General features: G+C 50.2%; 8 protein-coding genes and 1 pseudogene. 5 read left to right on the top strand and 4 right to left on the bottom strand.

The window, feature by feature from the left end; all coding sequences use genetic code 11:
- Positions 1–228: 228 nt before the first annotated feature.
- A complete protein-coding gene (locus tag AC27N8_RS08630) occupies positions 229–831 on the bottom strand; it encodes a 3'-5' exonuclease (RefSeq protein WP_487065980.1) in 603 nt (200 codons plus the stop codon).
- Positions 832–1,298: 467 nt separating this feature from the next.
- Here AC27N8_RS08630 and AC27N8_RS08625 point away from each other — a divergent pair, with 467 nt between their 5' ends.
- The 5 genes from AC27N8_RS08625 (at position 1,299) to AC27N8_RS08605 (ending at position 7,789) form a co-directional block, all read left to right on the top strand.
- Positions 1,299–1,502, top strand: a complete 204-nt coding sequence (locus AC27N8_RS08625) for a hypothetical protein (RefSeq protein ID WP_487065978.1) — start codon at positions 1,299–1,301, stop codon at positions 1,500–1,502.
- Between the two features lie 516 nt (positions 1,503–2,018).
- Complete coding sequence (locus AC27N8_RS08620) at positions 2,019–3,041, top strand: AAA family ATPase (RefSeq protein ID WP_487065976.1); 1,023 nt, start codon at positions 2,019–2,021, stop codon at positions 3,039–3,041.
- Positions 3,031–4,071, top strand: a complete 1,041-nt coding sequence (locus AC27N8_RS08615; protein WP_487065974.1) for a DUF58 domain-containing protein — start codon at positions 3,031–3,033, stop codon at positions 4,069–4,071. The genes AC27N8_RS08620 and AC27N8_RS08615 overlap by 11 nt, the downstream gene beginning before the upstream one ends.
- Positions 4,068–5,012 (top strand): VWA domain-containing protein, encoded by a 945-nt coding sequence (locus AC27N8_RS08610; protein ID WP_487065972.1) that lies wholly within the window; start codon positions 4,068–4,070, stop codon positions 5,010–5,012. Before AC27N8_RS08615 ends, AC27N8_RS08610 begins: the two co-directional genes overlap by 4 nt.
- Before the next feature lie 122 nt (positions 5,013–5,134).
- Entirely contained in the window at positions 5,135–7,789 is a 2,655-nt protein-coding gene (locus AC27N8_RS08605; protein ID WP_487065970.1) for a DUF8189 domain-containing protein, read from the top strand.
- Positions 7,790–8,094: 305 nt separating this feature from the next.
- Here AC27N8_RS08605 and AC27N8_RS08600 read toward each other — a convergent pair.
- The 3 genes and pseudogenes from AC27N8_RS08600 to AC27N8_RS08590 all read right to left on the bottom strand — a co-directional run.
- Positions 8,095–9,747: pseudogene (locus AC27N8_RS08600) on the bottom strand (glycosyltransferase); the annotation flags it as partial.
- A 279-nt stretch (positions 9,748–10,026) separates the two neighbouring features.
- Positions 10,027–10,530, bottom strand: coding sequence for a peptide deformylase (def, locus tag AC27N8_RS08595; RefSeq protein ID WP_487065968.1), 504 nt, complete (start codon positions 10,528–10,530; stop codon positions 10,027–10,029).
- Positions 10,531–10,712: 182 nt separating this feature from the next.
- Positions 10,713–11,783 carry a serine/threonine protein kinase gene (locus tag AC27N8_RS08590; RefSeq protein ID WP_487065966.1) on the bottom strand — a complete coding sequence of 357 codons (1,071 nt, stop codon included), beginning with the start codon at positions 11,781–11,783 and terminating at the stop codon, positions 10,713–10,715.
- Positions 11,784–11,927: the final 144 nt, after the last annotated feature.

Here is an 11,927-nt window from a genome sequence, read left to right as displayed (position 1 = left end):
AAAAAGAGCCTTATTTCTCAGACGACTTTTACCCGCTCTTTACGATGAGATGAAAAGATTATAGCACGACAAACGACTTTTTACGATGTCTTTTCCCATGGCTAATGGTACTAATTTCCTTTTTCTCTACCGCTTTCTTCTCTCTCATTCAGATGCCAGGACACTGTGAGGTAATGGACGCGGCTCAGGCTTTTTTTATTCAGCCGCGCGGAATTGGTCGATGGTTTCTCAGGCGCTGAGATTGGCGAGCGCTAAGAGCAATTGTCTGGCTGCATCGGCGTCATCGAGTGAACGTTGGGAACCCGTGGGAATATTGAAGGCCGCGCAAGCCGCGCTCAAATCGTGCAACTTGTATTCTCTTTCGGACGCTTTGACACCTGCGTAGAGAGCGTATTTTGCCATCAAATTGTGTGAGATGATGGCCGGAAGCGCGAGCTGATGGCGGGCCGTTGTCTGACGGAGAACTTTGAGTTGGACGGCAGCGTTGTAAATGATCAATTCGTTTTGGATTAATAATGGATAGAGATGTGGCCAGATTTCTATAAATGTAGGGGCTTGTTCCAATATTTTGGCCGAGGTGGCATGGATATTTCCTGTCATGGATGCGATTGGCTGCGTAGGTTTGATAAGCGAATCAAAAACGGTATGACCATAGACATCTACAATTGAAACCTCGATGATTTCTTCATTGGTCATCATACTGGCAGCCTCTATGTCGATGATCAACGGTCTACGCCTGACAACCTGTTGTGCCCAGCGAATAATGGCGGGCCGATCGGTTAAATCTACAGGCAGCTGTTGTGCAGTCTGCTTTCTATTGTCAATCGCCATATTTTCAGTTCCCCTTTTAAGCAATCGATCATATAGGTGAAATATATCATATTCTGCATTTCGAGGCAATAAATAGAAAATTTATTAGGAGCAACACATTGATTTTTCTACTCTAATCATTTTTATCTGTATTTCACTATTGAAATTATATAAAGAGTATTTCATATCATTGCCATATCATTGCTGGAAATGAAAAATCAATTTTGTTGGCATAGAAGGAGTAGATCATGCGTGCGATGCCTGATTATCGGCTGTCAGGATGAGTTGGATATTTATTCACTTACGATTTATTCGTACTAGTACGAATGGCTTATTTTCACACAGTGCGGCGATGAAAATGCGTCTAAAGCTGCCTTCATGTGCTATTTTACATAGTAGCCGTGGCGTCATAATCAGACGCAGCGTGCAAGAGGGCCTTTTATTATTATCAGGTATAATTTTTTATCTAAAGAAAGGTTGACAAGCTCATGAAATCAACCAAATTAATGTTGCTGGGATTGGTACTCATGCTGTTGGCCATTGGCCTGGCTCAAAATATCGCCCCGGCCATTTATGGCGTATCCGGTACAGCACCTCCCGTGATCTTAAAATACTTCCCCGGCTTCGAAGCCTTCCTGCTGGTGATCGGCCTGGCCACCGGACTTGTCGGCTATTTCCAAAAGGACAAGTAGCACTCAATCAAAGCTCATGGCAACGTGGTCCAATTAGCCTTGATGACCCCTGGCAATTCGCTTGATCGCGACGTGCCAGGCTAGCCGACGTAGCGGCGCGGCTCCGCCGTGCTGTCTGTGACTCGTATGATTCGGCTGGGATGCGGCTCTCAAAGGAAAGTCATCTCAATGCAACGCCATGGGCAACGTGGTCGTACGATTCACAGACAGCACGGCGGAGCCGCGCCGCTACGTCGGTGAGCGTTTTTGCCGTGGGCTAAAGAGTATTGTGTGCAAGCGTACGATGCGACATTGCTGCTGTTCATTGATCTCCACATATCTTCTTCATTTCCCCACTCGTATACTGGTAAATATTGTACCGATTATCTCAAGAGGTAAGGTGAAGTGTATTGTCATTGAGCTTTTTATTGGATAAATGATCTTTCACTGCCGATGAGTATTCGTGTTGACTATTTCTGTCCTCTTGTGTATGAAGAAATGATTCAAATTAGAAGCTAGTGGAGAAAGACGATACATATGCTACATGCTCAACCATCGCGACCAATGCAATCTCTGGCTCCTACCCAGCCATCTCCAATCGAGCCAGTCCTGTTTGAAGTGAAGCGCCTGATCGTGGGCCAGGATCATTTGTTGGAGCGGCTACTGGTGGCTCTACTGGCTCGTGGACATGTTTTGCTGGAGGGCGTGCCTGGTCTGGCTAAGACGGCTACGGTTAAAGCTCTAGCCGAAGTGGTCGGCGGCACATTTGGACGTGTCCAGTTTACGCCTGATCTCGTACCCGCTGATCTGATTGGTACACGCATCTATCACGCCAAAAATGCCGAATTTTTGACCGAACTGGGTCCTATCTTTGTGAACCTTTTGCTCGCTGATGAGATCAATCGTGCGCCAGCCAAGGTGCAGTCGGCGCTGTTGGAGGTGATGCAAGAGCATCAAGTGACAATTGGTAAGCAGACACATCTTGTGCCAGATCCATTTTTAGTGTTGGCGACACAAAATCCCATTGAGTCAGATGGAACCTATCCGCTGCCAGAAGCACAGCTCGATCGCTTTATGTTTAAAGTGCTGATCGATTATCCTTCGTATGAAGATGAGATCGTGATTGTGGAGCGTGTGACCGGTGCTGCCGTTACGCTACGTTCGTTGCTGACCGTGGAGCAGCTACGCGAGTTTCAGCGAACCGTTGATCATATTTATGTAGATCCGCATGTGGTTTGCTATGCCACGATGCTTGTCCATGCCACCCGCGAGCCTGCGAAGTATGGCTTTGAGCATCTGCGCTACGCCCTGACCTATGGGGGGAGTCCGCGAGCCTCAATTAATCTGATCACTGCCGCACGTGCTCTGGCCTTTGTGCGTGGACGACGCTACGCTCTGCCTCGCGATGTGGCTGATCTGGCTGCCGATGTGCTGCGGCATCGGATGGTTCTGAGTTATGAGGGTATGGCTGCTGGCGTTACAGCGGATTCTATTGTGAATGAGGTGTTGCAGCGCTTTCCACCTCCTCATATTGATCTGGGAGACCTCTATGTGGCGTGATCGAAGTTTTCTTCGCTTACTGAAACCTCCGCTGGCAGATCCAGATGAGCAGCCGAGATGTGTACCTCCGGTTGCTCGCGCATCTGATCCCTTGCTGCGGCGTCTCAACTGGCAGCTTATTCGTCCTCTGGCGAGTTATCTGGGCGGTAGTGAGCGTTCGCAGTTTCTGGGTGCGGGTGTCGAGTTCTCGGAGTTACGAACGTATCAGCCCGGAGATGATATTCGCTTTATCGATTGGAATATCTCTGCCCGCATGGAGCAGCCGATGATCCGCGAGGCTCACGTTGAACGCTCTGTCGATGTCTGGTTCTTGCTCGATATGAGCGCTTCAACGCGTTGGGGAACGGCGGCCTGCCTCAAGTGGGAGAGAGCCGTCGAGTTTACTTCGATCGCCGGACAGCTCTTCAATCGTACTGGTAATCGTCTAGGAGCGCTTCTCTTTGCCGAACAACCATCGACGCTGATCCCTCCTGAGCCTGGGCGTCTGCATTTGATGCATCTGCTCAAACAGTTGCAGACACAGAAAATCACTGAGGATACTGGTACGACCGATCTGGCGGCTATCCTGACGAAAGCACATGCTGTTCTTCGTCGGCGTTCGCTGGTTCTGGTCGTTTCGGACTTTTTGGTTAATGATACCTGGCAGCTGGCCCTTGGCAAGCTGTCTCAACGACATGAAGTTATCGCGGTACGGTTAGTTGATCCTCGTGAGGGCGAACTGCCCGATGTTGGTCTGGTTACGCTGCAAGATCCTGAGACTGGAAGGCAGTTGCATGTGAATACGGCCGATGCCAGGCTGCGTGAGCGTTTTAAACAGGCAGCACAGCAGCAGACGGAGAAGCTTGAGGCTGAATTGGCGATCTGTGGAGCCGCCTGCCTTTCGCTCCATACAGATGAAGACCTGATGGTTTCCTTGCTTCGCTTCTTGCGGACACGTCGGGATGGGAGGCGCTCTGCACAGGTACGGCGTCTGGGGACTGCCGGACGTGTTGTCAGACAAAATAGTAACCTACAAGGGGATGCACAATGAATTTTCAATGGCCCCTCTGCCTTTTGTTCTTTCTGCTTATTCCACTGATTATGTGGATCTATATCCGAGCTCAGAAAAAGCGGCGTCTGTACGCTGTACGCTTTACCAATCTTGCATTGCTGGAGAGTGTGATGGGTAAGGGTCCCGGACTGCGACGCCATATTCCTCCATGCATTTTTCTAATCGCTCTGGCTGTGTTGATCTTCAGTCTGGCACGTCCAACTGCGACCATGGCTCTGCCGCTGAAGCAGGCTAATGTAATGCTGGTCTTCGATGTATCGGGCTCGATGATGATTCAGGATATGTCTCCCAGTCGTATTATGGCTGCCAAGCAAGCGGCACATACGTTTGTCAAGTCACTCTCTGATAGCGTGCAGGTTGGAGTGATCAGCTTTAATAATAGTGCGGTCTTGCGTACTCCTCTGACACACGATCACACGCTGGTTCAGCAGGCGATCGACGCTCTGACACCGGGTGGTGGAACTGCGATTGGCGATGGGCTGGATGCCGCTCTGGATCAGCTTCTGCAAGCTCCTCGTGACGCGAATGGTGTCCCACCTCCATCGACGGTGGTCCTGCTCTCCGACGGAGCCAATAATTCGGGCATTGACCCGACTGTGGCGACCGAGCGAGCTCATCATGAGCATATCAAGGTGGATACGATCGGGATCGGGACACGTAATAGTCCACCGACCAGCGATGGTCATCAGACCGTTGGCCTGGATGAGGGGGCGCTTAAGGCGATTGCCAGTCATACCAGCGGCCGTTACTTTTATGCCGGCGAGACAAAGACACTTCAGCAGATCTATGCCGATCTGAGCACTCAGATTAGTTGGATCAAGCAGCCTCTCGAAATCACGGCCGTTCTTGGCTTGCTGGGAATGCTCTGTTTTCTAATGGCGGGCTTCTTAAGCCTCTACTGGTTTCAGCGCTTTCCATGACTACTGAAGAGAGTGTGAGTACTTTTTACCCATTGTTTAGCATCTAAAAACAACAAAAACTCTGTGCCGTGGTAAGATAAAGTTAACCGAATGACCACGCTTTGAAAGGCAGAACGCTATCGATGGCCTATGATGTAAGTAAGACACTGGGTAATTATCGGTTACTCCAACTGCTGGGACAGGGCGGCTTTGCTGATGTCTACCTGGGTGAGCATATCTATCTTAAAACGTCAGCCGCTATCAAAGTGATGAGGGTTCTGTTGAGCTCCGATGCGCTCCCGCCCTTCCTGGCGGAAGCGCGTACGATCGCTAGCCTGAGGCATCCCCATATTGTCATTGTGCATGACTTTGGTATTGAGAATGAGGTTCCTTTTCTCGTCATGGGATATGCACCTTATGGCTCCCTACGCCGCCTGCATCCTATCGGAAGTCGCGTCCCATTGGAGAAGGTTGCTCTCTACGTGCGGCAGATGGCCGATGCTTTACAATATGCTCATGATCAGAAAGTTATCCATCGCGATGTCAAGCCAGAAAATATTTTATTAGGCGATCGTCAGGTGTTGATGTTGAGCGATTTTGGCATCGCTGTCACCCTTAATAGCATGCCGAGTAATCCTGTTGTCCGCGAGAAGAACACAATGGGTACCACGACTTATATGGCCCCGGAGTTGTTTACTGGCGATGCCGTTTTTGCCAGCGATCAGTATTCGCTAGGGATTGCCGTCTATGAATGGTTGTCCGGCACTGTTCCGTTTAATGGTTCCGATATGGAAATTGCTCTGCAACATGTACATATCACTTTGCCATCGCTGCGCGATAAAGTGCCAGGCTTGCCCGATGGGGTCGAGCAAGTAATAAAAAAGGCGTTAGCCAAGAAGCCCGAAGATAGATTCCCCTCAATTGCAGCGTTTGCCAATGCTTTTGAAGTCGCCTTTAGTAGTCATTCAAGCTTTGAGGTAGAAGTATCTGCTGTCCCGCCCACCTTACCTCCGCTGGCCGATACGGTTGACACCGATACTCCGACCGGTCCGGGTTTGCAAAAATTAGATCAGACTACCTGGCATGCTCCTCCGATGATGCGTTTTGGTAAACCTGCCTGGATGGATTCGCAATCCCCTGTGTCAGATGTAGCTCTCCCGGAAGCCACTCCGCCGTTATCTGCGGGTGACAAAAAAAGCATGATGGCTCAGGTGCCTGTATCTTTAAAATTACCTGCACAGACACAGCTTGGGTCTAAACGTTTTTTTGATTACGCTTCCACTCCAAATATAGAAGCAGTAGAGAATCCAGCGGCATCATCAGGGATGCGATCGCATTATGCACCCAAGCAAACAACGTTAATTCCACAAACTACATCATCATGGCAAAATGTACAGAGCTTGCCCATTGTCCTGGCGCTGAAGCAGAAATGGAACGCGCAAGCGGCCCCAGCAATCAAGCATTTCTGGGTGGATCGGACGATGCCCAGAGTGAGGCATTTCTGGGTGGATCGGACGGTACCCAGGGTGAAACATCTCTGGCTAGAGCAGATTGTACCAACTGCCCACACGGCCTGGTTTGATCACATTGTGCCATCATCCAGACATTTCTGGGTACATCGAGCCATCCCCACAATCAGAAAGGTCTCCTCGATCAAGTTACTGTCTCCCGATCAGTCGGAGGCAGTCCCACCAGATATCTACGCTGCAAGACAGAGATCCCTGCCACCATCAGTGCCACGCACGATGTTCTCAGCACAATCTGTGCGAGCATATCCGCCTGTGCAGAGCGATCAAAAGGTCTCAAGACGCGTCATGATTGGTGGCATTGCCGCTTTGGCGGCCGCTGGTGTGGCTGGCTCGATTGCCATGGCTGCCGCTCAGGGTGTCTTTTCTCCCAGGCAAGCGGTACCGACTCCTGTACCGACGCATGCGCCGCTCAATCATCAGCCGACGCAAGCTCCAAAAACTACAACTGTATCGACTCCTCAGAATCCGACCTTGCTAGCTCCGACGCGCCCAAGCGCAACCTCGGCGAGCAGCGGCCAGATGGATGTGTTTATACGTGGCAGCGATGGTGGTCTGTGGCAGCGTCACCACGACACTCAATGGAGTAGTTGGAACACGAATATCGGCGGCCTGAAGTTTGATCCAGTCGTCACGAGTTGGGGACCTGGTCGCTTTGACGTCTTTGTGCGCGGAGCCGATAATACGCTCCAGCATAGTTGGTATGATGGGAGCTGGCATCCCTGGGAATCTCTGGGTGGAGCGTTGACCTCTGACCCCACAGTAGTAGCCTGGGGACTTAATCGCCTGGACGTGTTTGTGCGCAGCACAGATAATGCACTCTGGCATAAAGCATATGATGGGAGCTGGCATGATTGGGAGTCCCTTGGTGGAGTCCAGCTGTCAAGCCCTTCTGTCTGTACCTGGGGCGCTAATCGCCTGGATGTGTTTGTGCGCGGCGGTGATAGTGCCCTCTGGCATAAAGCATATGATGGGAGCTGGCATAATTGGGAGTCCCTTGGCGGCTCCTTCGACTCTGATCCAGGGGCCGTCTCGATGGCGGTTAATCATCTGGATGTGTTTGTACGTGGCGCGGGCAACGCGTTGCAGCACATAAGTTTTGACGGAAACTGGCATCCCTGGGAGTCGCTGGGTGGCACGCTCACCTCAAGTCCCTGTGCCGTGACCTGGGAGAGCGGCCGTCTCGACGTGTTCGCTCGCACTGCTAATAATGTCTTACAGCAGACCTGGAACGAAGGTGGTGCCTGGAGTTCGTGGGTCTCTCTTACGTAGCACATGTAACATTATACGCGCGTGTGCGATGTTTCACTGAACCTTTCCCTCCAGCGATGCCTTTACTGGCGTCAGTAAAGTGATCTTCCTTTCGGTTCCCTGACTCTTCACAAGCAGTGATAGTTTTCTTATAATGCTTTTCAGGCGGCATCCTCTTCGTTTGTTTGTTGCGAGAGCGATTTAACCCATTGGTAGTTTCCCTGTATGATTGCTCCTTCTGTGAGCTCGGTGGCCAGATAGAGCCAACAGATGGCATTGGCTGTGGTCAGATAATCTTTGTTGGCCAGGGCTGCGGCGGAGTTGCTCATGCTTTGATACAGTGCATGATTGGTCAGGAGCTCGTAGAGATGTGTGGCGACCTGGGTCGTATCTCCTGTTTCTACCAGAAAGCCTGTGACGGTATCCTGGATCTGTAGCGGGATGCCTCCGACTTTATAGGCCACAACGGGCTTGCCTTTTAAGAGTGCCTCGGTTACTTTGACTTCGAAGCCTTCCTTGATCGATAGCTGGAGGACGATGGCGCTCTTGCGCAGGAGCGTGTTGAGAACCTGATCTCGATGCGGCAGGCGGGCAACTTTGATGTCTGTGGCAAATGAGGCGTAAGGTTCAGTCTGCAAGATTCTTTTGACCAGGTTGTAGATCGGTAGACCGTCTGGATCGTCGACGGAGCCGTTGCCAGCAATGATCAATTGTGGGATGGGCTGCTGTTGCGCTTCAAGCATACTGCGTAGTTGACGATAGGCGTCTAAGACATCCGGTATGCCCTTCGATGGATCGAAGCGTGCAATCTGTACCAGGTATGGTCGTTCGAGATCCAGGGGCAATTGTCCATCTTCTACTAAAATGTGATTGAAATGCCGCATATAGAGAGCCATCTGATGCTCACTCAAGGATTTGTTGAGTCCGTCAATGGGATCGGTGGTGGCAGGCATATAGAGCACTTTTTCGGCCGGGACGCTGTCGGGCACAAACATCTGGAGCGGATGGCTGATAAAGAGGTCCGCCTGACTGATGAAGTTCCATAGGAAGCTCCATGTGGTGTGCTGAGGCGTTCCTTCGATGTTGGCTAGCTCCGCTACGATCTGAATATGCGAGCGAAAGATGATCTGTGCGTCCGCATTAAAGCGTTTGATGTGTGGTATTAAGCCGGCTGGTTGAGGATCGTCGATGACAATGACGTCTGCACGTTCGATAACTGGCTGAAGTTCACGCGCATTTTCCTCGCTCCAGTCGAGATAGCGCTGTTTATCCTCATCAGTCAACTCGATTGAGGGACTGGCAACATTTTGCAGCACGTTATGGAATTTGGCCTTGGTGATCGCAAAGATCTCTTTTTGGGGCAGCAGGATGTACCAATGAGCGTCGACCCCTAGTAGACGTAATAAACGGATGAGCGCGTGACGCATTAAAGCGACACCTCCTCCCTGGGGCGTGGCATTGATAAAGATGAGTCGTTTGCCGACAAATTTCTGAGCGAACGTTTCCAGCTGCTCCACATCTCCATTTGTATCAAGCTTACGATAATCATCGAGCGTCCCTAGCTCACTGACGAGCACTTCGCGCTCTGGAGATAGGGAGACTTCAATGAGATTATCTTGATCAAAACGCGCACGTATATCGCTGATGCTATCTGCGGCACTAAGGCTAGCGTCTTCGTTTGCTGGAGTAATGATGGGGATAATGTCTTCTTCTAACCAGAGTCGAGAACCAAGTTGTGGTGAAAAATCTTTCTCACTCAGTGAAGCTGCGATAATCTGCAAATCGTTCTCAGCGGCCGCTCGTTTTAGCCAGTACAGGGCACTTTCATCAGAGGTAGTATCAAGTAATGCTTTGGCGTAAGTAACTAAATGTTCATTGTGCTCCTCCGCTATTTGGAGGTTTCCATCCTCTACCTGGAGATGGGTATACGCTGCAACCGGTAACGCTGATTGTTCTGCTTGTTCTTTCTGTATACTCACTTGTAGTGCTTTCTTTTCTTTTTTTATAACGTCATCATTGAAAAAGGGGATAGGTGAGGTGTTTTGTGCTATCTTATTGCCAGTTGATGTAGTATGAGTCAACGAATGATTCCTCCTGAGTCTGTCAAACTCTAAAACTGACAGCTGATCAGCTAGAAATCGGCAGGTATAAGTTTTACTTATAAAAACACAATAACAAATTTGGTAACTGTATTATTTCAATAGATCATCGAAGTTCCATTCATTTTTTAACGAGTGTCGAATAGCTGAGGTCACATATCACCCAATAGTTAGCTGTTCATCAGAAAAATCATCTGGACCCATCCTGTGGAGCTTATCAGGACTATCAAGGCGGTCGACGTAGACAATACCGTCCAAATGATCAATTTCATGTTGAAGAATACGTGCAAACCAACCATCTGCGGAGACGCGGATCTGCTTTCCACGTGCATCCTGACCCTTCAACAGAATCCTTGCTGCACGTTGAATCTGCTTACCCTCAAAGCCTGGCGTGCTCAAGCAGGCTTCATTGCCGAGCGACTCGCCATCGGCCTTTACAATCTCTGGATTGAAGATGGCTACCTTATGACCCTCGTATTGTGCCACAAAGATACGTAGCGACTGAGCAATCTGAGGGGCTGCCAGACCTGCACCACCCACATCATGCATCGTCTCAAACATATCGTCGACCAGCCGCTGAAGCGAAGGATCAAAGTGATGGACTTTCTTCGCTTTCTGATGCAGGATTGGCTCATCCGTAATGATAATCTCACGTATCGACATTGTTGTAGTGCTCCTAGTTGCTAGCCCCGCCCGATCTCTTCTTCTACAATTATTATATGCCCGCTCCAGCGGGTTTTAAAAGAGACCCACATTATCCCCTGGAGTGGTCACACTTCTATCGCAATCTGCAGCAAAGGATAAATCCCTTTTTGCCCGTGGCGTTAACGCTCACCGCCGCTACTTTAGTGCGTGGAAGTCGCAGCAGGTGGCGTCGGCTGGTTGTGGTTTGGCTGGTTGGGATGTGTGTTGACAAAAAAGAGAATGATTAGAAGTACAATCAGGACAGCTATGCCAATCATCCAAACAATTTTGGGGAGGGATAGGAATGAGTTGCTTCTGGGCTGAGCCGGGGCGTGTGCGGGTGTTGTCGGGACGACGTTGATGGTGGGCGGTAGCTGTGTTTTCAGGCTTGGTATTGCTGGTACGGGTTGTGGTGCGGCGTCAACATGGCAAGCCTGATAAAAGGCATTGGAGAGCGCTTTAGCGGAGCGAAAGCGGCGCGTCGGGTCCTTTTCAAGCGTCTGGAGAATGACCCGCTCGACATCAGGTGTCGCGTTGGTGGTGAATTTCGATGGCTTTGGGGGCATTTCGCGCAGATGTTTCATGACAATATTGACCGGATTGGTTCCCTTGAAGGGAACGGTTCCGGTGACCATTTGAAAGAGGAGCACTCCAAGGGCGTAGATATCGCTGGATGGTGTGGCCGGGTCCTCAACGAGCTCGGGGGCCATGTATTCCGGAGTACCAATCAAGAAACCGGAGCGCGTCAGACTATATTCATCCTCGATACTTTTGACCAGACCAAAATCTGTCAGATAAGCGTAGTGACCATCACGTAGCAACACATTAGATGATTTGATGTCTCGATGCAAGATACCATTGTCATGCGCAAACTGAAGCGCGCCAGCGATCTGTTCAAGCAGATGGCAGACTTCCTCCAACGGCATGGGACCCTCCGCAATCCGCCGGCTGAGTGTTCCGTACTCGATGTAGGGAGTGATCATATATGACCACTGTCCATAGTCTCCGTAATCAAGGGCCGGCAAAATGTGCGGCTGGCGCAGCTTTGCCATGGCCTGCGCTTCACGACGGAAACGTTCATAATATTCACCTGTGCTCTTGCGCACAACTTTCATGGCGACGATTTGATGGGTACGCAGGTCTTGCGCGAGGTAGACTTCAGACATTCCACCTTTGGCAAGTTCGCGTTCAATATAATAATGATTGACTGTTATATGTATAAGTTCTTGCATGAGTATGACAAACTCCTCGAACAATGCAATGCAGAGAGAAAATATGCCTGAGAGGCAATACGTACAATATATGATTCCAGGTTGGTTGCGTGAATGAAAGGTTTTTATGGTTGTATATGCCAGATTGGCTTATATGCTGCCTGG

This window comes from Dictyobacter sp. Z7_2 (assembly GCF_057551105.1).
The sequence above is the reverse complement of the archived record's forward strand: the minus strand, read 5'-3'. Positions and strand labels throughout refer to the sequence as shown.